Origin of the sequence: Streptomyces sp. NPDC050842, assembly GCF_044456565.1 — a bacterium.
In the GTDB taxonomy this organism is placed as follows: domain Bacteria; phylum Actinomycetota; class Actinomycetes; order Streptomycetales; family Streptomycetaceae; genus Streptomyces.
The window spans coordinates 440,191-463,924 of sequence record NZ_JBITGA010000007.1; the positions used below are offsets into that span (position 1 = coordinate 440,191).

A 23,734-nucleotide genomic window follows, 5' to 3' on the forward strand; every position below is an offset into this window, starting at 1 on the left:
GGGCACGACTCGGGCTCCGCGCCCCAAGGCCACGGTATGGATGGCAGGGTGGGCGCATGCGTGCCGCCCGTCTCATCAAGTTGGTCCTGCTGCTCCAGTCCCGTCCGTCGATGACGGCGGCCGAGCTGGCCGCGGAGCTTGAGGTGTCGGAGCGGACCATCACCCGGGACGCGCTCGCCCTCGCCGAGGCGGGGATTCCGGTGTACGCGGACCGGGGCCGCGCGGGTGGCTACCGGCTGATCGGCGGCTACCGGACGCGGCTCACGGGGCTGGCGCGCGGCGAGGCGGAGGCGCTGTTCCTCTCCGGGCTGCCGGGCGCGCTGCGCGATCTGGGGCTCGCGGACGCGGCCTCGGCGGCCCGGCTGAAGGTGTCGGCGGCGCTGCTGCCGTCGCTGCGGGACGCCCCCGACGCGGTGGGCCGGCGCTTCCATCTGGACGCGCCCGGCTGGTACCAGGAGCCGGAGACCCCGGAGCTGCTCGCCCCGATCGCGGAGGCCGTCTGGGACGACCGTCTGCTCTCCGCCCGCTATCTGCGCGGGGACGGCGAGGAGGTGGAGCGGGAGATGTGTCCGTACGGCCTCGTCCTGAAGGCCGGCGTCTGGTACGTGTGCGCCCGGGCGGACGCCTCCTTCCGTACGTACCGCGTGGACCGGTTCACGGCGGTCGCCGTGGGCGAGGAGCGGTTCGTCCGGGACGAGGAGTTCGACCTCTCGTCCTTCTGGGAGGAGCGGGCGGCGGAGTTCGCCCGCTCCCTGCTGCGCGCCGAGGTCGTCCTGCGGCTCTCGGAGGCGGGCGCGCGGCGGCTGCCGTACGTCACGGACCGCGCGGCCGCCGAGGAGGCCCTCGCGGCCGGGGAGCGGGACGCGGAGACCCCCGGCCGGACGACCGTGACGCTGCGCGTCGAAAGCGAGGAGGTCGCCTTCTCGCAGCTGCTCGGCCTGGGCGCGGACGCCGAGGTGCTGGCCCCGGACTCCCTCCGCACCCGCTTCCGGGAGGCGGCCCGGGGCCTGTCGGGCCTCTACCTGTAGTCGTTCACGTCCGGGTCGCCCGTCTCGTCCGCGAACATGTAGCCCCAGGCGTCCGGCTGCGAGCCGTCGGCGTCGGTGAAGCCGTACTCCTTCGCCAGTTGGCCGCTGGAGAGCGACTGCCCGTTCCAGCGGTGCCGGTCGGCGTCGGCGGCGAGGGCGGCGACGGCCCTGCCGACGTACGCCGGGGACTCGGCGACGGCGAATCCGGGGATCTTCTCGACGGCGTCGCGCCAGTTCTCCTCGGTGACGCCGAAGGCCGCGAGCATCTGTTCGGACCTGAGCCAGCCGGGGGTGAGGGCGACCGCCGTGGCGCCGTGCTCCTCCAGCTCCTTGCCGAGGCCGAAGGCCATCCGGAGGGGCGCGTTCTTGGCCAGGTCGTAGAAGAGGTTCTCGCGGAAGCGGGTGCCGTTGTACTCGGTGGTGCCGTCGGTGAGCTCGACGACGAGTCCGCCGGGGTTCCGGATGAGCAGCGGCAGGGCCGTGTGCGAGGTGATGACGTGCGTCCGGATGCCGAGTTCGAGCATCCGGAGGCCGCCGTCGAGGTCGTTCTCCCAGGTCTTCTTCCCGAAGACGAGGAGGTGCTCGCCGCCCCACACGTCGTTGACGAGGACGTCGAGCCGTCCCCGCTCCCGGTCGATCCGGTCGATGAGCGCCCGGACCTGGTCCTGCTCCAGATGGTCGGTCGGCACGGCGATGCCCTCGCCGCCGGCGGCCGTCACCAGTTCGGCGGTCTCCTCGATGGTCTCGGTGGCCCGGCCGACCTCGCTGACCTTCTCGCGGGTGGTCCGCCCGGTGACGTACACCGTGGCTCCGGCGGCCCCCAGCTGGACGGCGATGCCCCGTCCGGCGCCCCGGGTGGCTCCCGCGACCAGGCAGACGCGTCCGTGCAGCGGCTTCGTCTCGCGTGTCTCTGTCGTCATGAACACCAGACTGGCAGGAAAGTACGACATCTTCTGTCCGGATTCATTTCCGGAATTCTTCGGGCATTCCGGGTGCGTCGCGCTCGCCGAGACAGGATGCTGGTCCCGTGATGGACGAGACGGAGTTCTGGGAGATCATCGACAACACCCGCGAGGCCGCCGAGGGCGACCCCGAGGAGCAGGCCGATCTGCTCGTGGACCGGCTGACCCGGCTCGATCCCGACTCCGTGCTCGACTACGCCCGCCACTTCGAGGCCCGCTACAACCGCGCGTACCTCTGGGATCTGTGGGGCGCGGCGGCCGTGCTCTTCGACGGGGCCGGCGACGAGACCTTCGACGCCTTCCGCTGCTGGCTCATCGGCCAGGGCCGGGAGGTCTTCGAGGGGGCGGTGCACGATCCGGACGCGCTGGCGGAGCTGCTCGACGACTTCGACGTGGAGATCGACGGGGACGGCGAGGAGATCGGCTTCGCGGCGGACGAGGCGTACGAGCAGCTGACCGGCGCCGAGACCCCGGACCTGGGCATTCCGATGCCGGGCGGGGAGCCGCTGGGCGCACCCTTCGACCTGGAGGACGACGACGTGCTCGCGGCCCGCTTCCCGCGGCTGTGGGAGCGCTTCGGGGCCGGGTAGGAGACGGCGAGGGTACGGACAGGACGACAGAGGTACGGACCCGGGGGCCGTCCCACCCCGGGTCCGTACCGGCTCTGTGCCCGCCCGTCAGCCCTGCTGGAGCTGCGGGTTCACCTGGCCGAGGATCATGTCCGTGCGCGGCTGGAGCGCCGGGAAGAGCTGCTCCGGCTGCGGGATCGCCCAGTACTTTCCCTCGGCGGCCATCTCGAAGACGCTCCCCCAGCCTCCGGCCGGGGGTACCCCCACGGCGTGCTCCTCGGGGGTCAGCCCGTGCTCGTCGGCGAGGGTCTGCAGGTGGTCGTTGAAGGCCGCGATCTCGGGCGGGGTGCCCTCGCCGGGCCTGGCCGCCTTGAAGATCTCGCTCTTGACCGAGCCGGGGGTCACCACGGACACCTGGATCGGTGCGCCCTTCATCTGCATCTCGTGGTGGAGCGACTCGGTGAGCGCGAGCGTGCCGAACTTGGTGACGCTGTAAGGGGCCATCAGCGGGCTCGGCAGCATGCCGCCGATGGACGACACGTTCACCACCCAGGCCTTCTCGCCGCGCTCCAGCATGCGCGGGACGAAGGCACGGATGCCGTTGACGTACCCGCCGATGTCGATGCGGAGCATGGCGTCTGGGGGCACCTCCCGGACGGAGTCTGGGGGAGCTCGGCCGGGATCTCCCAGGAGTAGCCCATGGCCGTGATTCCGGCGTTGTTGACCAGCAGGTCCACCGCGCCTGGGGGCACCTCCCGGACGAAGTCTGGGGGAGGGTGTACGCGTGGTCGGCGAGGGCGTCGACGGAGGCGGGGTCGGCGACGTCGGTGACCACGGCCTCCACCTCGGCGCCGGTGGCCCGCAGCTCCTCGGCGAAGGCGGCGAGCCGCTCGGCGGCGACGTCGGCGAGGACCAGCTTCATGCCGAGTCCCGCAGCGTGGCGGGCGAGGCCGGCGCCGATGCCGGAGGAGGCGCCGGTGATGACGGCCGTCCGGCCGCCGAACACGTCCTGGGCGCTCCTCAGAAGTGCGTTCCGCCGTCGATGCGGACCTCGGTGCCGGTGATGAACTTCCCGTCCTCGCTGGCGAGCATCGCGACGACGCCGGCGACGGTCTCGGGGCCGGCGAAGCCCTGGCCGAGGGCGGGGGCGAGCTTCATGAAGAGGGAGAAGTCGGCGTCCTCGGGGAGACCGGGGCCGACGCTCTGGCGGCTGGCGCCGGTGCCGTCGGTCATGCCGGAGGAGATGGAGCCGGGCTGGACGGCGGTGAAGCGGATGCCCTGCTTGGCGTACTCGGCGGCGAGCGCGTGGGTCATGGACTGGATGCCGCCCTTGCTGGCCGCGTAGGCCGCCATGTAGGGGTGGGCGAACGCCGCGGAGGTGGAGGAGAAGTTCACGACGGCGGAGCCGTTGCCCTCCAGGAGGGCCGGGATCGACTCGCGGATCACGAGGAAGGTGCCGGTGAGGTTGATCCGCAGCACCTGCTCGAAGGAGTCGAGGCTCGTCTCGTGGGTGTGCGAGGAGCGCAGGATGCCGGCCGCGTTGACCAGGACGTCCAGGCCGCCGAGCGCCTCGACGGCGGCGGCGACGCCGGCCCGTACGGAAGCCTCGTCGGCGACGTTCACGACGACGGTGGTGAGGCGGTCGGCGGCGTCGCCGGCCTTGGCGACGGTGTCCTTGAGGCCGTCCTCGCTGATGTCGGCGGCGACGACCCGGCCGCCCTCCGCGAGCACGCGGAGCACGGTGGCCTGGCCGATGCCGGAGCCACCGCCGGTGATGAGGGCGCGGCGTCCTTCGTAACGGGTCAGCTGGTTCATGGCGGCAACCTCTCGATGTCAAGCTTCCGTGGAACGCTGCCACCGTACGCCCAAGTGGCACGTTTTGCCATAGCTGCACGTCATGCACTTCGGGTGGTTCCGGGCGTACGCTTCGTACGGTGAGCACCAAGCCCCCCTCCCTGACGGAACGCCGCAAGGCCGCGACCCAGCTGGACATCGCCCGCGCCGCCGCCGAGCTCTTCACCGAGCGCGGACCCGACGGCACCACGGCCGAGGACATCGCCCAGCGGGCCGGGGTCGCCCTGCGCACCTTCTACCGGTACTTCCGCTCCAAGCAGGACGCCGTGGCCCCGCTCCTCGCGGGCGGCGCGGACCGCTGGCGCGATCAGCTCGCGGCGGCCGGCCCCGGGGCCCGGCTCCCCGAGGCGCTGGAACGCTCGATCGCCGCGTCGCTGGCGGCGGCGGACGCGGAGGCGGCGGAGGGGCTCCTGTGGACCCGCGGGCTCCTGCGGGCGGCCGCCGAGGACCCCGCCCTGCGGGCCGTCTGGTACCGGGTCAACCAGGAGTCCGAGGAGAAGCTGCGCGAGGTCCTGGCCGGACTCGCGGGCCCGGAGGCCGACCCGCTGGAGATCCGGCTCGCGGCGGCGGCGGCCACGGACGCCATCCGGATCGCCCTGGAGGCCTGGGCGGAGTCGGACGCGCCGGTGCGCGGCGAGGGCTCGCCGGCCGCCCTCGCGGTCCGCTGCCTGCGCGAGCTGATGGGCGGGATGCGGCTCCTCGGGGACGCGGGTGCCGGGGGCCGCTCAGGCGAGTAGCGAGCGGCCCATCAGGACGTCGTCCACGTACTCCCCGTCGATCAGGAGCTCGCCCGGCAGGACGCCCTCCACCGCGAAGCCCTCGGAGGCGTAGAGCGCGCGGGCCGGGGCGTTGTGCCCGAGGACCCGCAGGGTGATCCGGCGGGCGCCCTCCGCGCGGGCCCGCTCCACGGCCGCCCGCAGCAGGGCCCGCGCCACGCCCCGGCCGCGGGCCGACTCGGCGACCACGAGGCCCTGGATCTGGCGCACGTGCGCGGTGGCGGCGAGCGGGGTCGGCAGGGCGAGCCGGATGTAGCCGACGACCTCGCCGGCGACCTCCGCGACGAGGTAGTCCTCGGGCAGGTGCCGGGCGTCGAAGAAGGGCTCGTACGGCTCCGCGGGGGCGGGCAGCACCGCGTGCAGGGGCGACCAGGCGGCCCGGTCGAGCGCGGCAAGGACGTCCTCGTCCCCGGGTGCGGCGATACGTATCTGCGTCTCCGGCACGATCATGACGGCCACTGTGTCACGCACGGGACCGGGAGGGCAGGATGGGCCCATGCAGCGTTCCGCCACCCGCAAGCGCGTCGCCGTCACCGGCGCCTCCGGACTCATCGGCAAGGCCCTCGTCCGCTCCCTGCGCGCCGACGGCCACGACGTCCTCCGCCTCGTCAGGCGGCCCGCCGCGACCGCCGACGAGGTCGAGTGGGACCCGAAGCGGCTGCACGTGGACGCCGCCGGACTCGTCGGGGTGGACGCCGTCGTGCACCTGGCGGGCGCCGGCGTCGGCGAACGCCGCTGGACGGAGGCGTACAAGCGGGAGATCCGCGACAGCCGCGTCCTCGGCACGCGGGCGATCGCCCAGGCACTGGCCTCGCTCGCGGAGCCGCCGGAGGTCCTGGTGTGCGGCACGGCGCTCGGCTGGTACGGGGACACCGGCAGCCGCGCGGTCGACGAGAGCGCGCCCGCCGGGACGGGCTTCCTGCCCTCGGTGTGCGTGGAGTGGGAGGCCGCGGCGGCCCCCGCCGAGGAAGCCGGCATCCGCGTCGCCTACGCCCGTACCGGACTGGTCGTGGCCCGCGAGGGCGGGGCCTGGGGACGGCTCTTCCCGGTCTTCCGCGCCGGGATCGGCGGGCGGATGGGCGACGGCCGCCAGTACTGGTCGCACATCTCCCTCCACGACGAGGTGGCCGCCCTGCGCCACCTGGTCGACACCCCGTCCCTCGCCGGGCCGGTGAACCTGACGGCCCCCGAGCCGGTCACCAACCGGGAGGTGACGGCCGCGATGGGGCGGGTCCTGCGGCGGCCCACACTGTGCACGGTGCCCGCGCCGGCCCTGAGGCTGGTGCTCGGGGACTTCGCCCAGGACGTGCTGGGCAGTCAGCGGGTGCTGCCGGGGCGGCTGTTGGAGTCCGGCTTCGACTTCGCCTTCCCGACGATCGACGACGCGATCCGCGCCGCCGCCCGCTGAGCGCTCCTCCCCCGCCCCCGTCCCTCCCCTGCCCCTCCCCTGCCCCTCCCTGGCCTCCCCTGCGCTCCCCCGTGCTGCGCGCGCACCGGTGCGCGCGGGCCGACTTCCGTGGGAGCGCTGCCTAGGATCGTGGCGAACTCGGGCATTCCGGGGGCTCGTTGGGGGCATAGGCCTCCCACTGTGGGGGGCATGAGCCTCCCACCAGCCGCGCCGATCCTGGGGAGGGGCACGTGCTCAGCAGCTCAAGTACCGCACAACGAACGGACGTCGTGGAGACCGTCGACGTCGTCATCGTGGGGGCCGGGATCGCGGGGCTCGCGGCCGCGCACCGGCTGACCGGGGCGGGGCTCTCCGTCGCCGTCCTGGAGGCGGAGCCGCGGATCGGCGGCCGGATGGCCACCGACTCCGTCGACGGCTTCCTGCTCGACCGGGTGGGGCCCCTGCTCACCCTGTCGCCCGAGGATCTGCGTGCCGTGCCGGGGCTCGACGGGCTCGCGCTGCGCCCCTTCGCCCCGGGGGTGCTCGTGCACAGCGACGGCCGGTACACGCGATGGGGCGCCCCGCACCCGCGCCGGGTGGCCGGCGCGCACCGCGTCGGGGGCCACCGAAGCGTGGGGGGAGCGTTCAGCATGGCGCGCGCCCTCGCGAGCGCCCCCCGGCGTCCGGCTGCCTCGCTCGACCAGGCTCGGCTCGGCGCGTCCCTGGTCCGGCTCGCCGCGACCCCGTCCCAGCGGCTGCTGACCCGCCCCGAGCGGACCGCGCGCGAGGCGCTGACCGCCCGGCTGCCCGCCCGGACCGTGCAGGGCGTGCTGCGGCCGCTGCTCGCGGCGCTCCTCGGCGACCCGGACCTCGGCATGTCGAGCCGCCGGGCGGACCTGGCGCTGCGCGGCTTCGCCCGGGGCCGGCTCGCCGTGCCGGAGGGCGGTTCGGCGGCCCTTCCGGAGCGGCTCGCCGCCGCGCTGCCGCCCGGCACGGTCCGTACCGGCGTCCGGGTCACGGAGGCGTCCGTCTCCCGGGTCACGACCGCCGGGCACGGGGTCTTCGGCTGCCGCTCGGTGCTGCTCGCGACGGGGGCGCGGACGGCGGCCGAACTGCTGCCCGGCCTGCGTGCGCCCGCCTTCCACGCGGTGACGGTCCTCCACCACACGGCGCCCGCGGCGCCCACCGGGGACCCGACGCTGCTCCTGGAGTCCGACCCGGGCGGGCCGGTGGCCCACACGGCCGTGATGAGCGCGGTCGACCCGACCCGCGCCCCGGAGGGCCGGGCCCTGATCACCTCGACGGTGCTCGGGACGCCGCCGGACGACACGGAGCGCCGGGTCCGCAAGCACCTCGCCACGCTGTACGGCACGTCGACCGACGAGTGGGAGCTGCTCGCCCTGCGCCACACGGCGGAGGCCGTGCCGGCGATGCCGCCGCCGCACGACGCCCGCCGCCCGGTCCGGCTGCTCGCGGGCCTGTACGTGTGCGGCGACCACCGGGACGCGGGCACCCCGCACGGCGCCCTCGCCTCGGGGGCGCGCGCGGCCCGCGCGCTCCTCGGCGACCTCGGCGTCCGGCTCCCGCAGGAGGAGGACGAGGCGGCGGAGGAGGCCGCGTGACGGTGGCTGCCCCTGAGGGTCAGCCGATGGCGGCGACGCGGTCGCGGTAGGTGCGGGCGGCCGCGGCGTCGCGGTACGGCTCCAGGCGGCGCTCGAAGTCGCGTACGTACTCGACGGCGCGCGCCGACCGCATCTCGGAGGCCTGCTGGGCGGCCTCTGCGCCCAGCGCGCAGGCCTGGTCGAGTTCGCCGAGGGCGAGGCGCGAGGTGGCGAGGACGACCCGGCAGAAGAGCCGGCTGCGGGCGAAGCCGGGCGCGCGCAGCTGGAGGGCGCGCTCGGCGTGCTGGGCGGCGGGCCGGTACTGCTGGAGGTCGCGGTGGCAGTGCCCGAGCTCGTCGGCGAGCTGGGCCTCGTCGAACATCCGGGCCCAGTAGGGCACCTCGTCGCCCGGCCGGGCCGCTTCGAGGGCCCGCTCGGCCCGGACCAGGGAGGCGCTGCACACCCGGGCCTCGCCGAGGACCGCGTGCCCGCGGGCCTCGATGGCGTGCAGCATCGCCTGGACGACGGGCGGCGCGGCGGGCCCGACGCCCTGCTGGGCGACCCGGGCGAGCTGCACGGCCTCCCGCCCGTGGCCGAGGTAGACGGCCTGGCAGCTCATGGTGAGGAGCACGTACGAGCCGTAGGCGCGGTCCCCGGCGGCCTGGGCGAGGCGCAGCGCCTGGACGAAGTAGCGCTGGGCGAGGCCGTGGGCGGCGATGTCGTACGAGGTCCAGCCGGCGAGCCGGGTGAGGTCGGCGGCGGCGGCGAACAGGCGGCGGCCGACGGCCTCGCCGTACGTGCCGCGCAGCATCGGCTCGGCCTCGTGCTCCAGGTAGCGGACGAGGGCCTGGCGCGCGTGTCCGCCGCCGTAGGCGTGGTCGAGGGTGCGGAAGAGCTCGCCGACGGAGCGGAGGGCGGCGATGTCGCCGCTGGAGACCCGCTGGCCGGGCCCTCGGTCCGTGCCGCGCTGCCGGGGCACGGAGAACCGGCCCTGCGCGGGGACGCGCGGGTCGTGGGAGACACGGGGGTCATGGGAGACGCGGGGGTCGTGCGGGGTCCTGGGTTCGTGCGGGGAGCGGGATTCATGCGGGGAGCGGGATTCGTGCGGGGACCGAGGGTCGTGCGGCGCGCGGGGGTCTCCGGGGGTCCCGCCGTGGGCCCGGGTGGACGGCGGGCCGGGGGCGAGCTCGCCGCGGGCCACCCGCTCGTCGGCGCGGCCGATGAGCCAGTCGCGGCTGGGGACGACGAGTCCCGCCGGGGTGAAGGCGATCTTGCGGAGTTCGGCGTGGCTGCCGGAGTCCTTGCGCCAGAGCCCGCTGACGATGTCGACGGCCTCCTCGGGGGTCGCCGCGAACTCCAGGCCCGCGTAGACCGGCGCGCAGGCGTCGAGACCGAGGTCCTGCGCGGAGAGCCGGCGGCCCAGGCGCCGGGTGAAGACCTCGGCGATGAGGGCGGGGGTGGTGCCGCGCGGCTGCTGGCCGCGGAGCCAGCGGGTCACGGAGGTCTTGTCGTACCGCAGGTCGAGGCCGTGCTCCAGACCGAGCTGGTCCACCCGTCTGGCGAGGCCCGCATGGGAGAACCCGGCTTCGGCGATGAGCGCGGCGAGCTGCCGGTTCGGGATGCGCTGCGGTGGTCGTTCCGTCATCAGCTGTGCGGTCTCCTGCCTTCCGGGCCCAGGTGCAGCCCGTTCGGACCCTCATGGATCGGCGTGAATTTAGCGGTCCCCACGGCCCGTACCGCCGCCTTCGCCCCACATTCATCCGATCGTGTGAGGATTGACGGCACCGCTGACGTAGCCGTCACGGGCCGGCTGCCGGAGGCGGCACCCCGGCACCGCCCGTAGGGGGCGCCACCAGGGGCGCATCTACACGCGTCCCCGGCCACCCCCGTACAGGTGTCCACGACACCGCCGTACAGTGGCATGGGCGCGAATGACGCATGGTGTCTCGCCGGCCCGGGATGATCCCCGGAACCCGGCCGCGGCACCCAGGAGGAGGCATGGCCGTGAGTGAGCTGCGATTCGTCCGCCTTGGATTCGGCGCTGATGCCGTCGACTATCAGGTGGCCTGGGACAAGCAGCGCGAAGTGCACGCCGCACGGTTCGCCGACGAGACCGCCGACACCTGTCTGCTCCTCGAGCACCCGCCGGTCTACACCGCCGGTCGGCGCACGGCGGAGAGCGAGCGCCCGCTGGACGGGACGCCCGTCGTGGACGTGGACCGCGGCGGCAAGATCACCTGGCACGGCCCCGGCCAGCTGGTCGGCTACCCGATCATGAAGCTGCCCCGCCCGGTGGACGTCGTCGCGCACGTCCGCCGCCTGGAGGACGCCCTGATCCGTACGGCCGCCGAGTTCGGCGTGGAGACGAGCCGGGTCGAGGGGCGCAGCGGTGTCTGGGTCCTGGGTGATCCGGTGGAGGAGCGGCCGTCGTTCGGCGGGCTCTCCCTCGACTTCGACCCCCGGCTCACCGACGAGGAGTTCGACCCCCGGCTGAACGGGCCCGAGTACGCCCCGTCCAACGCCGGCCAGCGCCGCGAGGACCGCAAGCTCGCCGCCATCGGCATCCGGGTCGCCAAGGGCGTCACCATGCACGGCTTCGCCCTCAACGTGAACCCGGACAACGCGTGGTTCGACCGGATCATCCCGTGCGGCATCCGCGACGCGGGCGTGACCTCGCTCGCCAACGAACTGGGCCGGGACCTCACGATCGAGGAGGTGCTCCCGGTCGTGGAGCGCCATCTGCGGGAGGTCCTGGAGCAGGCGGAGCTGAAGCCCCGCGAGATCGAGCGTCCGGCGGAGCCGGAACCGGAGCCGGCCTCCGCCTAGCGGCGGGACCGAGGTCTGAGGAATGCGGTGCTCTGGCCAGAGGTTGGCCAGACGGTAAGGCATGGGAAGCAACGGGCGTACCCTGGTGTGCGCCGAAGAATCGAAGCTACAGGAGCCGATGTGTCCGCAGTCGCACCCGACGGACGCAAGATGCTGCGCCTGGAGGTCCGGAACGCCCAGACCCCCATCGAGCGCAAGCCCGAGTGGATCAAGACCCGCGCGAAGATGGGGCCCGAATACACGAAGATGCAGGGCCTCGTGAAGAGCGAGGGCCTGCACACGGTCTGCCAGGAGGCGGGCTGTCCCAACATCTTCGAGTGCTGGGAGGACCGCGAGGCGACCTTCCTCATCGGCGGCGACCAGTGCACCCGGCGCTGCGACTTCTGCCAGATCGACACGGGCAAGCCCGAGGCGCTGGACCGTGACGAGCCGCGTCGCGTGGGCGAGTCGGTCGTCACGATGGACCTGAACTACGCCACGATCACCGGCGTCGCGCGCGACGACCTGGCGGACGGCGGCGCCTGGCTGTACGCGGAGACCGTGCGCCAGATCCACCAGCAGACCGCGGAGCGCGCCGACGGCCGTACGAAGGTCGAGCTGCTCGCCCCCGACTTCAACGCGGTGCCGGAGCTCCTGGCGGAGGTCTTCGCCTCCCGCCCCGAGGTCTTCGCGCACAACGTGGAGACGGTGCCGCGGATCTTCAAGCGGATCCGTCCGGGCTTCCGGTACGAGCGTTCGCTGGACGTCATCACGCAGGCCCGTGACTACGGTCTGGTCACGAAGTCGAACCTGATCCTCGGCATGGGCGAGACCCGCGAGGAGGTCAGCGAGGCGCTCCAGCAGCTGCACGACGCGGGTTGCGAGCTCATCACGATCACGCAGTACCTGCGCCCCTCGGTCCGGCACCACCCCGTCGAGCGCTGGGTGAAGCCGCAGGAGTTCGTGGAGCTGAAGGAGGAGGCCGACGAGATCGGCTTCTCCGGCGTGATGTCGGGCCCGCTGGTCCGTTCGTCGTACCGGGCCGGGCGTCTGTTCCAGCAGGCGATGGAGCAGCGCAGCCGAGCTGGAGCGTAGGTTGCGGGTCCGTCCGAGGAACGAGGGCGGGCACGCGGCCGGAGCGGTAGCGAGGCGGAGCGCGACCAGAAGGACAGAGAAGCGCGGTGCCGTCGACAACGCCACTCAGGCTGTGTGAATCCGAGCACAAGCAGTTACCGGTCGGTAGTGGCCGGATCGGAAGCGGCCCGTACGCCCCCGCAGCTCAGCGGGGACGTACGGGCCGCGTCGGCGTATCCGCCGTCCGGCACTTGGCCGCATCAACGTTTCATCAGTGTTTGACCACCGGGTCACGCCCTGGTAACACCGATCTGTGAGCTTGAATTCACTCACCGCCACCACCCGCTCACATCCCCCCGCCTCGTCTCATCCGCAATCGAGGGAGGACCCCGACATGCCGGCCGCATCGACGCACGTCCGCGTCACCGCGATCCCGTCCGTCACCGACGCCCTGAAGGCCGTGGAGGCCCTGCTGCTCGGCGCCGGGCAGCGCACCGCCCGGCGCAACGCCTGGACCTCCGTCCTGGAGGACCGCCGCCACGCCAAGGACCGGGTCGAGGCCCAGCATGTGATGGAGGCCGCGTCGGGCCGCGCTTCGCGGGCCACGTAAACTTCAGGACATGGCGAGGAAGGCAAACACGGGCAGCGCTGACGCTGCGAACCAGGGGCGGCTCAAGCAGATCGCCCTCACGTACAAGATGACCCGGAAGGCCGACCCTAAGGTCGGACTTGTCGTCGCAGGCGTGGGCATCGTCGTACTCGGTGTCCTCCTCGCGATCGGCTTCCTCATCGGTCATCCGGTCTACCTGGGCATCCTGGGCTTCGTCCTGGCGCTCCTGGCGGCGGCCATCGTGTTCGGGCGGCGCGCCGAGCGCGCGGCCTTCGGGCAGATGGAGGGCCAGCCGGGCGCGGCGGCGGCGGTGCTGCAGAACGTCGGGCGCGGCTGGACGACGACCCCCGCGGTCGCGATGAACCGCAGCCAGGACGTCGTGCACCGCGCGGTCGGCCGGGCGGGCATCGTGCTGGTGGCGGAGGGCAACCCGAACCGGGTGAAGACTCTGCTGGCGGCCGAGAAGAAGCGGATGAGCCGCGTCGTGGTGGACGTGCCGGTGCACGACCTCATCGTCGGCGACGGCGAGGGCCAGGTGCCGCTCAAGAAGCTCCGTACGACCATGCTCAAGCTGCCCCGCGTGCTCACCGGCCCGCAGGTCACCGCGGCCAACGACCGGCTGCGTGCGATGGGCGACCTGATGAGCAACATGCCGCTGCCGAAGGGTCCGATGCCGAAGGGCATGCGGATGCCTCGCGGCGGAAAGATGCGCTGACGCGCCCGACCCCGTACGCGAGAAGGGCCCCGGACCACACGGTCCGGGGCCCTTCTCGCGTACTCGGGGGGTCAGATACGGACCTGGACGGCGCCGGAGAGGCGGTCGTGGAGGCCGCGGCCGTCGCGGTCCCAGATGAGGGCCGGGATGGCGAGGCAGACGAGCACGGAGCGGATGACCACCCACGGAAGGCTCAGCCGGCCGCCGTTCGCCGAGACGACCCGCAGACCGAAGAGGCGCTTGCCGGGCGTCGACCCGATGGTGCCGACCGTGAGGACGCTCAGGACGAGCAGGAGGCCGAGCGCCCAGTTGCTGGTCGCCTGGCTATAGCTGTCGGTGATCAGGCCGTATGCGATCAGAAGGCACAGGGCCCAGTCGAAGGCGAGGGCCCCGAGCCGGCGGCCCGGGCGGGCGATCGAGCCGGGTCCCTCCTCGGGCAGTCCCAGCTGCTGACCCCGGTAACCGAAGTCCACGCCTGCTTGCTCCGCCGCGGCACGGGGGCCGGAGAGCCACGATCCGAGTGCTTGCCTGTTGTCCACCCGACCACGGTACTGCGCCCGTTTTCGATCACTTCCGTCCGGGTCGGACTGGGCACGTCGCAGCACGCCGCACACCCGCTCCGGTTAACTTCGACGAAACAAATGGGTCATGCTGGAGAAATCCCGTCTGCCTATGGTCGGGTCCAGCGTGTGCCACCGCAATGGCGCACGACCGAGCTGCAACCCCGCCCCTCCCCGGGCCGGGAGTAGGAGGAGTTGGATGTCCGAGAAGCACGGGTTCCAGAACGCCGACGAGGTCAAGAAGTTCATCAAGGACAACGACGTCAAGATGGTCGACGTCCGGTTCTGCGACCTTCCGGGCGTGATGCAGCACTTCACGATCCCGGCGACGGCCTTCGACCCGGCTGAGGAGCTCGCCTTCGACGGCTCGTCGATCCGCGGCTTCCAGGCGATCCACGAGTCCGACATGTCGCTCCGCGCCGACCTGTCGACGGCCCGTGTGGACCCCTTCCGCCGCGACAAGACGCTGAACATCAACTTCTTCATCCACGACCCGATCACGGGCGAGCAGTACAGCCGTGACCCGCGGAACATCGCGAAGAAGGCCGAGGCGTACCTCGCCTCCACCGGCATCGCCGACACCGCCTACTTCGGCCCCGAGGCGGAGTTCTACGTCTTCGACTCGGTGCGCTTCGAGACCTCGGCGAACCAGGGCTTCTACCACATCGACTCCGAGGCCGGCGCCTGGAACACCGGTTCGGAGGAGAACAACCGCGGTTACAAGGTCCGCTACAAGGGCGGCTACTTCCCGGCCCCGCCGGTCGACCACTTCGCCGACCTGCGCTCCGAGATCTCCCTGGAGCTGGAGAACGTCGGCCTGCAGGTCGAGCGCCAGCACCACGAGGTCGGCACCGCCGGCCAGGCCGAGATCAACTACAAGTTCAACACGCTGCTCGCCGCGGCCGACGACCTGATGCTCTTCAAGTACATCGTGAAGAACGTCGCCTGGCGCAACGGCAAGACCGCGACCTTCATGCCGAAGCCGATCTTCGGCGACAACGGCTCGGGCATGCACGTCCACCAGTCGCTGTGGGCGAACGGCGACCCGCTGTTCTACGACGAGACCGGCTACGCGGGCCTCTCGGACACCGCCCGCTACTACATCGGCGGCATCCTCAAGCACGCGCCGTCGCTGCTCGCCTTCACCAACCCGACGGTGAACTCGTACCACCGCCTGGTCCCGGGCTTCGAGGCCCCGGTCAACATGGTGTACTCGCAGCGCAACCGCTCCGCCGCCATGCGCATCCCGATCACGGGCTCGAACCCGAAGGCCAAGCGCGTCGAGTTCCGCGCGCCGGACCCGTCCTCGAACCCGTACCTCGCCTTCTCGGCGCTGCTCCTCGCGGGCCTCGACGGCGTCAAGAACAAGATCGAGCCGGCGGAGCCGATCGACAAGGACCTGTACGAGCTGGCTCCCGAGGAGCACGCGAACGTCCAGCAGGTCCCGACCAACCTGGAGGCCGTCCTCCACGCCCTCGAGGACGACAACGAGTACCTGCAGGCCGGTGGCGTCTTCACGTCCGACCTGATCGAGACGTGGATCGACTACAAGCGCACCCACGAGATCGCCCCGATCCAGCTGCGCCCGCACCCGCACGAGTTCGAGCTCTACTTCGACCTCTAAGCCGCGGATTCTCCAGGCTTCACGCTGAGGGCCGCCGCCCCCGGACTTCCGGGGGCGGCGGCCCTCGCCGTTCGTCGAAGACGGCCATGCGACAGCACGTCACGACGACGTGCGGTGCCCCGTGCGTCGGGATGCAGAATCCACGCGCCGCAGCGTCTCATCGGCCTGCGGGATGCCCATGCCGCTGAGGAGCTCGGCCAGCTTCACCCCGATGAAGCCACGGTCCTCGGCGCCCAACCCCTGAAGCAGAGCCACGAGAGAACGCTCCCACTCCGCCTGATCACTTAGCAGGCTCCGGTTCTGCACCGTCCAGTCGAGCACCTCCCGTGCCTGATCCGGGTGGTGCAGCAACCACAGTCCCGCGAGACTGTACGGGCCCTGGGCCACAGCCTCCCGATAGAAGCGGTAGGCCGCTCGCCGCTCATCGCCCCACACGAACGGCATGTCGGCCGCTTGCGAGGGCTCGGGGACACTCAACGGCAGCGATCGCCCGATCCGGTAGGAGATGCCCACCTCCGGCACCTGGAACTCCATGCGGACCGCGTCTGCTCGCACGCCCCGCCTGCCCGCGTCATGGGCGATCCACGAACGTACGTCCCCAGCCGCCAGGCGCTCCCGGGCGACCAGAGCCGGATCGGAGACCCACCATGCGGCGGACACCCGCGTCGAGCCTCCGTGCCGCGTGTCCGCCCGGTGGTCGTGGAGGTCCACCACGGCATCGTGCTCCACCAACGACACCCAATACGCCCGCTCGAAAGCCCTGCGTCCCACCATGGTCAGGCTCGGGGACCGATACGGGCATGTCTCGTCGTGCCTCGGACACGCCACCCGGGGTTCCTCCCCGGTCGCGAGGAACACCAGCGCGCGGTCGACGCGGCTGCCGAGCCGCAGACGCAGCAGGCCGCGCAGCGGGGAGGAGGTCAGCGGTTCCACGAGCGCGCCGCTCATCGCACACCCTCCCCCGCCGGAACCGGCGAACGGTCACGGAGCCGGGCGAAGAGAAGCCGGCGAAGGCCACGGCTGCCTCCGGACGCCCGCAGCACCGCACCGAGGAAGGCTTCCATCTGCGGGCGGCCGTCCGGCCCGAGCGAGGATTCCAGTGCCTCCAACCCCTGCGCCATCGGATGGTGCAGCTGATCGTCGTCGAGCGCCGTCAGTACCAGGGGAACCAGGACCTCCCAGGAGTCGGCGAACAGGTCGGCAAGCATTGTCCTCCGGACGCCCGCACGGTTGATCGCGGGAAACCCGTTGGAGCAGAGGCCCTGGACCGCTCGGACCGCGTACGTGCGGCGGGCGGTCGAGGGCTGTTCGCCCAGCCAGTCGGTGAGTCGGCGAACCACGCGTTCCCTGTTGGCTCTCTCGGTCAGCAGCACACCCAGGGCAGCGGAGACGGCCTTGGACACGTCGTCGTCCAACGGCTCGCCCCTGCCGTCCAAGACCGTGCCCAGCAGTCCGAGGGCGAAGTCGGGCAGAGCAAGCCCCAAGCTGCCCGCGCACGTCTCGGCCACCGTGCAGCGCTTCTCCACCCCCTTGAGGCGGCTCCACTGGCCCAGTTGAGCACGGACAGCGGCGGACAGCACCGTGTCCTGGACCACTTCTCCGAGCGCGTGGGCGACGAGACGCCGCTGCCAGCTACGTGAGGAGCGGGCGAACGGGTCGAGCTGGGCGAGGGCGTCGGGGCCGGACGCCAGACACAGCACCTGTCCGATCCGCCGGCCCGCGACCCTGTCCACTCCGGGCTCGTACGGCAGGTCGAGCAGCCACGTCATCAGGACGCCGGAGAAACCCTCGTAGTCGAGCCACAGGCGCCGGAGGACCTGTTCGGCAAGGTGTTTGCCGCGAAAGACCACCGGCTCGCTCCAGTAGCGGTACCCCCGTGCTGCTCCCGCGGTCCGAGACAACAGTCGTGCCTCCACCCCGGCAAGGCGGTCGTCGATGTCACGGCCGAGAAGGTCGTCGTTCGCCTGCTCGGACGGCGGCTGCGTGCCTCGCACGGCGAGCAGCGGCCTCAGCCGGGCGGCGAACCGCTCGACGACGGACCGGTCCTGCTCCTCAAGCAGGGCGATGGTCGCGGTCAGCGCCAGGTCGTCGACACTGCGACGCACGTTGTTCAGGAGCGTCCCCGCCTCTTCGGCGGTACCGATCCGCAGGTTGTCGGCAGCCGCCTCCAGAGTTCGGTGGTTCGCTGCGACCTCGCCCAGTTCCTCAGCCACATCGACGCCGACGACTGGAGATCCGGCAGCCAGGTACTCCTTGAACGGCGGCACGTCGAGCGAACGGACCGCTTCCCTCAGCTGCTCCGCGCTGAGCGTCCCCGCGTCGGCCATGCCCTGCAGCCGTGACTGGGCAACGTCACGGGGCGAAGGCCCGATGTGGGGGCGGCACCAAGGGGCGATCGCGCGGGGCAGTGCGATCGTCCGGTTCACGATGACGACCAGGTACGCGTCCTTGGCGCGGAGATGGCCGGTGAGCTGGTTGAGCGCCACTTCGTCGAGGCACTCCCCGGCCTCCGGCACGATGCCCTGGACCACGTATCCGCCGGTGGACGATGGTGTCCACCCGGTCAGGTCGGTGGCCGAGTCGAGACCGACGATCCGGCCGTTGCCGGTGACTTGCCGGAGCAGAGCGAACGCGGCCGTACTCATACCGCTTCCGGATTCTCCACGCAGCAGCAGCACTCGACGCCCAAGGAGGATTTCCTCGCAGAGAGCGTAGGAGGGCGGTTCGACAAAGTCGCGCAACCGATCGTCTACTTCTTCCGGCGGGTAGGGGCCCTCGCGGAAGCGCGGCTTTGCGATCGTTCCCTCGGCCTCGCCATCGAGGACCCCGTAATAGTTGTTGTTGGTGACCGGGCCGTGCACATCCCCCATGACCGCGGGACCGTTCCGCACGTTCTGCTCGTTGCCGTCATACGTCGCCTCCGAGCCCTGCGCGGGAACCGAAGGCCGCTGCGGGACCTCGTCAGGAGCTCCGTCGGCTCCGGCCGCAGTCATCGCTGCTCCCCGGGCGCGCCGGTGTTCTTGGTGCCCGAGACGTTGTCGCCGCTGCCCCAGTGCTGGTTGGTAGCGGTGTAGTGCGTGTCGCCGCCGGTGTGGCTGACGTCGCCGGAGACGTCGCCCATGATGGCCGTGCCACCACGGACCTCCTGCCTATTGCTGTGATAGCTCCTCCCCGGCTGCTGGACGGGGGCGCCGGCCGGCTCTGCCGCCTCGACCGGACCGCGCGACGTGTCTGCGGCCAGCACGCCCGACCGGAAGAGATTGCCGGAGGGCGAAGGGATGAACAGCCAGGCCCGCTGGGCGAATGGCTTGCCCTCGACCGTGGCAGGCACCTCGATGCACCGGTCGGGATGCAGCCCGGCGTACCCGCTCAGCACCACGTCCTCGTACACCCGGTCGGAGAGGATCGCGGCAAGGTGGGTGGTCTGCTCGCTTGAGGAGGCGAGGACCGCCTTGACCGGCCGGGAATCGAGCAGCCGATGGGTGTCGTTGCGCGGCGTTCCGTTGCCGTCACCCGGTCGGCCCTCGTCCGGCAACGGGCCCACGTGCACGCTGGCCCGGAGACGGATGCGGGGCCCGACCGACAGGTTGTACTGGGCGAGCACCTCGTCCAGTTCCTTCAGGAACGGCCAGATGACGAACGGCAGGTGCGCCGGGTCGAAGCCGAAGACGATGCCGTCTCCCGTGTTGGCCGGAAACCTTTTGTCGTGCTGCACTCCGGTCAGCCCGGCCTTGGCCAGGGCCTGGTCGACGAGCTCGGGGATCATCTGGCTGACGGGGGCGTGGAGCACAGCCGGGAGACCGGTGAAGTCCTTGGCGTCGACGGCCAGCACGCCTTTGTACGGCGGCAGGGGACGGCTCTCGGCCCAGGGCGCGATCAGCTGCTCAGACATGGGCAACCTCCTCCGGAGTGGTGACGACCGCAGGTGCGCGGCCCGTCGCCAGCCTGGCCCGAGAAGGACCCGACGAATGCCCAGCGCTGGGCACCCGGGTGGTGGCGGTGATCACTTCTACTCGGTGGTCCGGCCCGCCCACATTCGGAGGATCTCCATGTCGCAGATCGTGATCACTCGCCGTCCCGTTTCCACCGCTCCGGCCTGTCGCAGCTCCTGAAGGCTTCCCACGACGGCATTGCGGGTGACGCCGATGGCCTGGGCGAGCTCTCCCTGGGTCAGCCCTGTCAGCCGCAACGGCGCGGCGCCGGCTCCTACCGGTCCCATGAGGTCCGCCAGACGGACCAGCGAGCGGGCCAGACGCGTATGGAGTGGCAGACGCTGCAGTTCGGCATGTCTCAGGTCGGACTCGCGGAGCCGTGCGAGGGTCTGCTGCATCAGCTCCATGACCAAGCCCCGGTCCTCCACGAAGGCACGGAACCTCTCGGCCTCCAGCATCACGGCCTTGCAGGGACGCAGCGCGATGACGTCGGCGATCCGTGCCTGGTGATCGAAGACGGCCACCTCGCCCAGCAGGTCACCGGGGCCGCGGAAGGCCAGCAGGGTGGACTCGCCGCTCTCCTCCCGGCGTATGACCTTGACCAGCCCATCGGTGAGCGCCAGCAGATGGGTGCCGGACTCGCCCTGCCGCAGCATGGTGCCACCGGCCCGGTACCGTCGCTCCACGCCGAGGCCGCACAGCTCCCGCCACACGTCCGGGGCCAGTCGCCGACCCCGCCCTGACGCCTCTCGGTCATCAACCGTCATGACGCGGTTGTATCTCCGCCAGGGCGGCTCCTCCCTGCGGTTCGCCCTTGATGGCTTGATACATGCGGTTTCGCTGCTGCCAGTGCCGGGAGGGCCGCCGTCCCGAGGTTCCGGGACGGCGGCCCTCCTGGCGACCTTTCGCCGGGTCAGCGGCCGTAGCGGATCAGGGCGCGGACCATGCGGCAGGTGGTGTCGGAGGGCGGGTGGATGCCGATCTCGGCGGCCGTCGTGCGTATCGTCGCGTTCGTGGCCTTCGACGGGACGTAGACGCCGGCGTCGAGGAGGGCGATCGCGAGACGCATCGCCTTCAGGCGGCGGTTGTGCGTCACGTACCACTCGCGGGGGCGGCCCGCGGGGAGCGGCTTCCTCTGGAGCGGCTTCCAGGGTTCGAGGGACGGTGTCCGGATCACGGCGAGAGCCATGGGCTACCTCCTGGCGAACGGTGGGGTGCGGGCCCTCCCCGGGACCCTCACCTTCACCCCCTATTTTAGTGGCCCCCACTGACAATCGCCCCTGGCCAGGCAGGGTTTGGGGGGTGGTGGAGGGAGGTCTGGGGGGTACCGTGGGGGGCATGGAGATCTGGATCAATCCCGCCTGTTCCAAGTGCCGCAGCGCCCTCACCCTCCTCGACGCGGAGGGCGCCGACTACACCGTGCGGCGCTACCTGGAGGACGTGCCCTCGCCCGAGGAGATCCGGCAGGTGCTCGACCGGCTCGGGCTCGAACCGTGGAACATCACGCGGACGTCGGAGGCCGTCGCCAAGGAGCTGGGCGTGAAGGAGTGGCCCCGGGACGCGGAGAACCGGGACCGGTGGATCGAGGCCCTCGCCGGGCACCCCAAGCTGATCCAGCGGCCGATCATCACGGCGGAGGACGGCACGGCCGTCGTGGCCCGGTCGGAGGAGGCCGTGCGGGACGCCCTGTCCCGCTGAGCCGGTGACGCAGGCAGGGCCGGGACACGGCCCGGAAGGAAGTGCGGTGAGCGGGATGGCGGACGGAGGGCCCGGCGGGCTCGGGGTCGATCTTCATCTGGAGCTCGGTGCGAGCGGCAGCCGGCGGGCCGTCCTCACCGAGGCCCTGCGCGAGGCCGTCCGCGGCGGACGCCTCGCGCCCGGGACGCTGCTGCCGCCCTACCGGTCGCTCGCCGCCGACCTCGGGATCGCCCGGAACACCGTCGCCGACGCCTACGCCGAGCTGGTCGCCGAGGGCTGGCTGACCTCCCGCCAGGGCTCCGGGACCCGGGTGGCCGAGCGGGTCCTCGCTCCGGCCCCCGGACCGGCACGGCCCGCCGCGCCGGCAGCACTCCCGTACGACCTCGTCCAGGGCAAGCCCGACCCCGGCGCCTTCCCGCGCGCGGCCTGGCTGGCGGCCGCCCGGCGGGCGCTGACCGCCGCGCCCCACGAGGTCTTCGGCGTCGGGGACCCGCGCGGCCGGATCGAGCTGCGCCGGGCCCTCGCCGCGTACCTCGCACGGGTCCGGGGCGTACGGACCACCCCGGACCGGATCGTGGTCTGCTCCGGCACCGCGCACGCCCTGCGGCTCCTCGCGCGCGTCCCCCTGGCGACGCACGCCCGCGAGAAGCCCGCCCGCCAGACGGCCGACCACAAGGCGCCTCCCCGCCCCTGGGCCGTCGAGGCCTACGGACTCCCCTACCACCAGGGGCTGCTGGGCGAGGCGGGCATCCACACGCTGCCGCTGGCCGTCGACGAGGACGGGGCGCGGATCGCGGAGATCCCCCCGGAGGCGGGCACCGTCCTGCTCACCCCCGCCCATCAGTTCCCCACCGGCGGGCCGCTCCACCCCGAGCGCCGGGCCGGCGTCCTGGAGTGGGCGCGGCGCTCCGGCGGGCTCGTCGTGGAGGACGACTACGACGGCGAGTTCCGCTACGACCGGCGGCCGGTGGGCGCCGTCCAGAGCCTCGACCCCGACCGGACCGTCCTCCTCGGCTCCGTCAGCAAGAGCCTCTCCCCCGCGCTGCGGATCGGCTGGATGTGCCTGCCGGAGGCCCTCGTGGACGGGGTCGTCGAGGCGAAGGGCCTGCGCGAACCGCACACGTCGGCGACGGAGCAGCTCACGCTCGCGGAGTTCGTCGACTCCGGCGCCTACGACCGGCACGTCCGGCGGATGCGCCAGCACCACCGCGTGCGGCGCGACCGACTGGTTTCGGTGCTCGCGGAGGGCGTGCCGCGGGTACGGGTGACCGGTCTCTCCGCCGGGCTGCACGCCCTAGTGGAACTGCCCCCGGGGACGGAGCGGGCGGCTGTCGCCGCCGCGGCCCGGCACGGGGTCGCCGTGGAGGGCCTCGCGGACTACCGGCACCCGGAGGCACTGGGCGCGGCTCTCCCCGACGGCCTCGTCGTCGGCTACGCCACGCCCCCGGACCGGCTGTACCCGGCGGCCCTGGACGCGCTGTGTCAGGCCTTGTCCGCCGTGCTCTGAGCGGCGAGCCGCTCCGCCTCCGTCAGGATCTCGGTCAGGCGCAGGCCGAAGCGGGCGTCGCACGGGTGCGGTTCGCCGGTGCGGGCCGCCGTGAGCAGGGCGTCCGCGGCCGCGGCGAAGGCGTCCACCGCGCCTCCCCAGCGGGGCAGTTCGGCCCGGCCCCGGGTGCCGTGCAGGGAGAGCGTCACCTCCGCCGCCTCCGGTGGGGCGCTCAGCGTCAGGGTGGCCGTGCTGCTCGCGCCGGAGCCGTGGCGCAGGACCAGGTGGTGGGTGTCCGCCGGGCCCGGTACGGCCGTGATCGCGGTGACGTCGCCGAGGACCGGCAGGTAGACGGAGAGGACGTGCGGGCCGACGTCCCACAGCCCGCCCTTCTCCCGCCGCCACGGGGAGTCCGCGTACACGCTGGTGGAACCCGTCCCGTAGAGCGAGCCCAGCCAGTGCGCCTCGCCCAGGAACCAGCCGCCCGCCGCCGTCTGCTCCTCGATCCAGCGGGCCGTCGTCTCCGCGAAGCGGAGCGTGCAGAACACGACGGAGGCGACTCCGGCCTTCTCCGTCGCCTCGGCGACCTCGCGGGCCGCCGCCACCGTCGTGGCGACCGGCTTGTCGAGCAGGACGTGGCAGCCGGCCTCCGCCGCCCGCACCGCCAACGGGGCCTGGACGTCCGGCGGCAGCGCGAAGGCCACGGCGTCGCTGGCCGCGAAGAGCGCGTCCACGTCGTCGTACGCGCGCGTGCCGAATTCGGCGGCGAGCGCCTCCGCCGCCTCCGGGCGTCTGCCCCACACCCCGCTGAACTCGACGCCCGGATGCCCGGCGAGCGCGGGCGCGTGCGTACGGGCGGCCCAGGGACCGGTGCCGAGGAGTCCGATACGGGGCTTCGCGCCCTGGTGCTTCGCCATGCCCCCAGTCTGCCTGGTGCGTCTGACAGCGAGGGCGCGGAAGAGCGAGGGTGACGGGCCCGGGCCCGTAATCCGCTGGCGGGCCTCCCCCTCCCCGGTGTTAGCGTCTTCCCCGCCGGCCGCGGGACTTCGGTGC

General features: G+C 72.6%; 24 protein-coding genes and 1 pseudogene. 12 read left to right on the plus strand and 13 right to left on the minus strand.

Translation table 11 applies throughout. From position 1 onward, the window contains the following. Window positions 1-56: 56 nt before the first annotated feature. On the plus strand, window positions 57-1,028 hold the full coding sequence (locus ACIBG6_RS25680) for a helix-turn-helix transcriptional regulator (RefSeq protein WP_399224913.1): 972 nt from the start codon (window positions 57-59) through the stop codon (window positions 1,026-1,028). On the opposite strand, the gene ACIBG6_RS25685 is transcribed toward ACIBG6_RS25680, so the two are convergent. Further along, the gene (locus ACIBG6_RS25685) at window positions 1,019-1,948 is read right to left on the minus strand and encodes an SDR family oxidoreductase (RefSeq protein ID WP_399224914.1); all 930 of its coding nucleotides are present in this window, start codon (window positions 1,946-1,948) and stop codon (window positions 1,019-1,021) included. The two genes, ACIBG6_RS25680 and ACIBG6_RS25685, sit on opposite strands and share 10 nt — an antisense overlap. 110 nt (window positions 1,949-2,058) lie before the next feature. Here ACIBG6_RS25685 and ACIBG6_RS25690 point away from each other — a divergent pair, with 110 nt between their 5' ends. Further along, complete coding sequence (locus tag ACIBG6_RS25690; RefSeq protein ID WP_399225036.1) at window positions 2,059-2,580, plus strand: DUF4240 domain-containing protein; 522 nt, start codon at window positions 2,059-2,061, stop codon at window positions 2,578-2,580. 87 nt (window positions 2,581-2,667) lie between these two features. Here ACIBG6_RS25690 and ACIBG6_RS25695 read toward each other — a convergent pair whose 3' ends face one another. From ACIBG6_RS25695 to ACIBG6_RS25705, 3 genes and pseudogenes are all read right to left on the minus strand, one after another. Then, on the minus strand, window positions 2,668-3,192 hold the full coding sequence (locus ACIBG6_RS25695) for an SDR family NAD(P)-dependent oxidoreductase (RefSeq protein WP_399224915.1): 525 nt from the start codon (window positions 3,190-3,192) through the stop codon (window positions 2,668-2,670). Window positions 3,193-3,352: 160 nt separating this feature from the next. After that, window positions 3,353-3,565 (minus strand): annotated as a pseudogene (locus tag ACIBG6_RS25700) (SDR family NAD(P)-dependent oxidoreductase); the annotation flags it as partial. Between the two features lie 14 nt (window positions 3,566-3,579). Further along, a complete protein-coding gene (locus ACIBG6_RS25705) occupies window positions 3,580-4,374 on the minus strand; it encodes an SDR family NAD(P)-dependent oxidoreductase (RefSeq protein ID WP_399224916.1) in 795 nt (264 codons plus the stop codon). A 119-nt stretch (window positions 4,375-4,493) separates the two neighbouring features. On the opposite strand from ACIBG6_RS25705, the gene ACIBG6_RS25710 reads away from it, so the two are divergent. Beyond that, window positions 4,494-5,150 (plus strand): TetR/AcrR family transcriptional regulator, encoded by a 657-nt coding sequence (locus tag ACIBG6_RS25710; protein WP_399224918.1) that lies wholly within the window; start codon window positions 4,494-4,496, stop codon window positions 5,148-5,150. Here ACIBG6_RS25710 and ACIBG6_RS25715 read toward each other — a convergent pair. Continuing rightward, window positions 5,139-5,639 (minus strand): GNAT family N-acetyltransferase, encoded by a 501-nt coding sequence (locus tag ACIBG6_RS25715; RefSeq protein ID WP_399224919.1) that lies wholly within the window; start codon window positions 5,637-5,639, stop codon window positions 5,139-5,141. The two genes, ACIBG6_RS25710 and ACIBG6_RS25715, sit on opposite strands and share 12 nt — an antisense overlap. Before the next feature lie 46 nt (window positions 5,640-5,685). On the opposite strand from ACIBG6_RS25715, the gene ACIBG6_RS25720 reads away from it, so the two are divergent. After that, complete coding sequence (locus tag ACIBG6_RS25720; RefSeq protein WP_399224920.1) at window positions 5,686-6,597, plus strand: TIGR01777 family oxidoreductase; 912 nt, start codon at window positions 5,686-5,688, stop codon at window positions 6,595-6,597. A 230-nt stretch (window positions 6,598-6,827) separates the two neighbouring features. After that, the gene (locus tag ACIBG6_RS25725; protein WP_399224921.1) at window positions 6,828-8,198 is read left to right on the plus strand and encodes an NAD(P)/FAD-dependent oxidoreductase; all 1,371 of its coding nucleotides are present in this window, start codon (window positions 6,828-6,830) and stop codon (window positions 8,196-8,198) included. Between the two features lie 19 nt (window positions 8,199-8,217). Here the strand turns inward: ACIBG6_RS25725 and ACIBG6_RS25730 are convergent, their stop codons facing one another. After that, on the minus strand, window positions 8,218-9,822 hold the full coding sequence (locus ACIBG6_RS25730) for a regulator (protein ID WP_399224922.1): 1,605 nt from the start codon (window positions 9,820-9,822) through the stop codon (window positions 8,218-8,220). 359 nt (window positions 9,823-10,181) lie between these two features. Between ACIBG6_RS25730 and lipB the strand changes: the two genes are divergently transcribed. From lipB to ACIBG6_RS25750, 4 genes are all read left to right on the plus strand, one after another. After that, entirely contained in the window at window positions 10,182-11,003 is an 822-nt protein-coding gene (lipB, locus tag ACIBG6_RS25735; protein WP_399224924.1) for a lipoyl(octanoyl) transferase LipB, read from the plus strand. Window positions 11,004-11,123: 120 nt separating this feature from the next. Continuing rightward, window positions 11,124-12,077: a lipoyl synthase gene (lipA, locus tag ACIBG6_RS25740; protein WP_399224925.1), complete on the plus strand. Its 954-nt coding sequence runs from the start codon at window positions 11,124-11,126 to the stop codon at window positions 12,075-12,077. 373 nt (window positions 12,078-12,450) lie between these two features. After that, complete coding sequence (locus ACIBG6_RS25745) at window positions 12,451-12,666, plus strand: hypothetical protein (RefSeq protein ID WP_267043227.1); 216 nt, start codon at window positions 12,451-12,453, stop codon at window positions 12,664-12,666. A gap of 10 nt (window positions 12,667-12,676) precedes the next feature. Further along, a complete protein-coding gene (locus ACIBG6_RS25750; protein ID WP_399224926.1) occupies window positions 12,677-13,381 on the plus strand; it encodes a DUF4191 domain-containing protein in 705 nt (234 codons plus the stop codon). A gap of 71 nt (window positions 13,382-13,452) precedes the next feature. On the opposite strand, the gene ACIBG6_RS25755 is transcribed toward ACIBG6_RS25750, so the two are convergent. Next, complete coding sequence (locus tag ACIBG6_RS25755) at window positions 13,453-13,920, minus strand: RDD family protein (protein ID WP_399224927.1); 468 nt, start codon at window positions 13,918-13,920, stop codon at window positions 13,453-13,455. A gap of 220 nt (window positions 13,921-14,140) precedes the next feature. Between ACIBG6_RS25755 and glnA the strand changes: the two genes are divergently transcribed. Beyond that, window positions 14,141-15,565 (plus strand): type I glutamate--ammonia ligase, encoded by a 1,425-nt coding sequence (gene glnA, locus ACIBG6_RS25760; RefSeq protein ID WP_329623901.1) that lies wholly within the window; start codon window positions 14,141-14,143, stop codon window positions 15,563-15,565. A gap of 99 nt (window positions 15,566-15,664) precedes the next feature. Here the strand turns inward: glnA and ACIBG6_RS25765 are convergent, their stop codons facing one another. The 5 genes from ACIBG6_RS25765 to ACIBG6_RS25785 form a co-directional block, all read right to left on the minus strand. Next, entirely contained in the window at window positions 15,665-16,513 is an 849-nt protein-coding gene (locus tag ACIBG6_RS25765) for a hypothetical protein (RefSeq protein WP_399224928.1), read from the minus strand. Then, the gene (locus ACIBG6_RS25770; protein WP_399224929.1) at window positions 16,510-18,426 is read right to left on the minus strand and encodes a hypothetical protein; all 1,917 of its coding nucleotides are present in this window, start codon (window positions 18,424-18,426) and stop codon (window positions 16,510-16,512) included. Before ACIBG6_RS25770 ends, ACIBG6_RS25765 begins: the two co-directional genes overlap by 4 nt. 128 nt (window positions 18,427-18,554) lie before the next feature. Continuing rightward, complete coding sequence (locus ACIBG6_RS25775) at window positions 18,555-19,457, minus strand: hypothetical protein (protein WP_399224930.1); 903 nt, start codon at window positions 19,455-19,457, stop codon at window positions 18,555-18,557. A 117-nt stretch (window positions 19,458-19,574) separates the two neighbouring features. Continuing rightward, window positions 19,575-20,264, minus strand: coding sequence for a Crp/Fnr family transcriptional regulator (locus ACIBG6_RS25780; protein WP_399224931.1), 690 nt, complete (start codon window positions 20,262-20,264; stop codon window positions 19,575-19,577). A 146-nt stretch (window positions 20,265-20,410) separates the two neighbouring features. Next, a complete protein-coding gene (locus tag ACIBG6_RS25785) occupies window positions 20,411-20,686 on the minus strand; it encodes a hypothetical protein (protein WP_392297083.1) in 276 nt (91 codons plus the stop codon). A gap of 149 nt (window positions 20,687-20,835) precedes the next feature. Between ACIBG6_RS25785 and ACIBG6_RS25790 the strand changes: the two genes are divergently transcribed. Together ACIBG6_RS25790 and ACIBG6_RS25795 are read left to right on the plus strand one after the other, a co-directional pair. Continuing rightward, complete coding sequence (locus ACIBG6_RS25790; RefSeq protein WP_399224932.1) at window positions 20,836-21,195, plus strand: ArsC/Spx/MgsR family protein; 360 nt, start codon at window positions 20,836-20,838, stop codon at window positions 21,193-21,195. A 55-nt stretch (window positions 21,196-21,250) separates the two neighbouring features. Continuing rightward, window positions 21,251-22,702: a PLP-dependent aminotransferase family protein gene (locus tag ACIBG6_RS25795; protein ID WP_399225037.1), complete on the plus strand. Its 1,452-nt coding sequence runs from the start codon at window positions 21,251-21,253 to the stop codon at window positions 22,700-22,702. On the opposite strand, the gene ACIBG6_RS25800 is transcribed toward ACIBG6_RS25795, so the two are convergent. Next, the gene (locus ACIBG6_RS25800) at window positions 22,678-23,598 is read right to left on the minus strand and encodes a Gfo/Idh/MocA family protein (RefSeq protein WP_399224933.1); all 921 of its coding nucleotides are present in this window, start codon (window positions 23,596-23,598) and stop codon (window positions 22,678-22,680) included. The two genes, ACIBG6_RS25795 and ACIBG6_RS25800, sit on opposite strands and share 25 nt — an antisense overlap. Between the last annotated feature and the right edge of the window lie 136 nt (window positions 23,599-23,734).

Coding starts and splice junctions, on each gene's coding strand:
- ACIBG6_RS25680 (WP_399224913.1), top strand. CDS start 57: ATGCGTGCCGCCCGTCTCATCAAGTTGGTCCTGCTGCTCCAGTCCCGT.
- ACIBG6_RS25685 (WP_399224914.1), bottom strand. CDS start 1,948: ATGACGACAGAGACACGCGAGACGAAGCCGCTGCACGGACGCGTCTGC.
- ACIBG6_RS25690 (WP_399225036.1), top strand. CDS start 2,059: ATGGACGAGACGGAGTTCTGGGAGATCATCGACAACACCCGCGAGGCC.
- ACIBG6_RS25695 (WP_399224915.1), bottom strand. CDS start 3,192: ATGCTCCGCATCGACATCGGCGGGTACGTCAACGGCATCCGTGCCTTC.
- ACIBG6_RS25705 (WP_399224916.1), bottom strand. CDS start 4,374: ATGAACCAGCTGACCCGTTACGAAGGACGCCGCGCCCTCATCACCGGC.
- ACIBG6_RS25715 (WP_399224919.1), bottom strand. CDS start 5,639: ATGATCGTGCCGGAGACGCAGATACGTATCGCCGCACCCGGGGACGAG.
- ACIBG6_RS25720 (WP_399224920.1), top strand. CDS start 5,686: ATGCAGCGTTCCGCCACCCGCAAGCGCGTCGCCGTCACCGGCGCCTCC.
- ACIBG6_RS25730 (WP_399224922.1), bottom strand. CDS start 9,822: ATGACGGAACGACCACCGCAGCGCATCCCGAACCGGCAGCTCGCCGCG.
- ACIBG6_RS25745 (WP_267043227.1), top strand. CDS start 12,451: ATGCCGGCCGCATCGACGCACGTCCGCGTCACCGCGATCCCGTCCGTC.
- ACIBG6_RS25750 (WP_399224926.1), top strand. CDS start 12,677: ATGGCGAGGAAGGCAAACACGGGCAGCGCTGACGCTGCGAACCAGGGG.
- glnA (WP_329623901.1), top strand. CDS start 14,141: ATGTCCGAGAAGCACGGGTTCCAGAACGCCGACGAGGTCAAGAAGTTC.
- ACIBG6_RS25765 (WP_399224928.1), bottom strand. CDS start 16,513: ATGAGCGGCGCGCTCGTGGAACCGCTGACCTCCTCCCCGCTGCGCGGC.
- ACIBG6_RS25775 (WP_399224930.1), bottom strand. CDS start 19,457: ATGTCTGAGCAGCTGATCGCGCCCTGGGCCGAGAGCCGTCCCCTGCCG.
- ACIBG6_RS25780 (WP_399224931.1), bottom strand. CDS start 20,264: ATGACGGTTGATGACCGAGAGGCGTCAGGGCGGGGTCGGCGACTGGCC.
- ACIBG6_RS25785 (WP_392297083.1), bottom strand. CDS start 20,686: ATGGCTCTCGCCGTGATCCGGACACCGTCCCTCGAACCCTGGAAGCCG.
- ACIBG6_RS25790 (WP_399224932.1), top strand. CDS start 20,836: ATGGAGATCTGGATCAATCCCGCCTGTTCCAAGTGCCGCAGCGCCCTC.
- ACIBG6_RS25795 (WP_399225037.1), top strand. CDS start 21,251: ATGGCGGACGGAGGGCCCGGCGGGCTCGGGGTCGATCTTCATCTGGAG.
- ACIBG6_RS25800 (WP_399224933.1), bottom strand. CDS start 23,598: ATGGCGAAGCACCAGGGCGCGAAGCCCCGTATCGGACTCCTCGGCACC.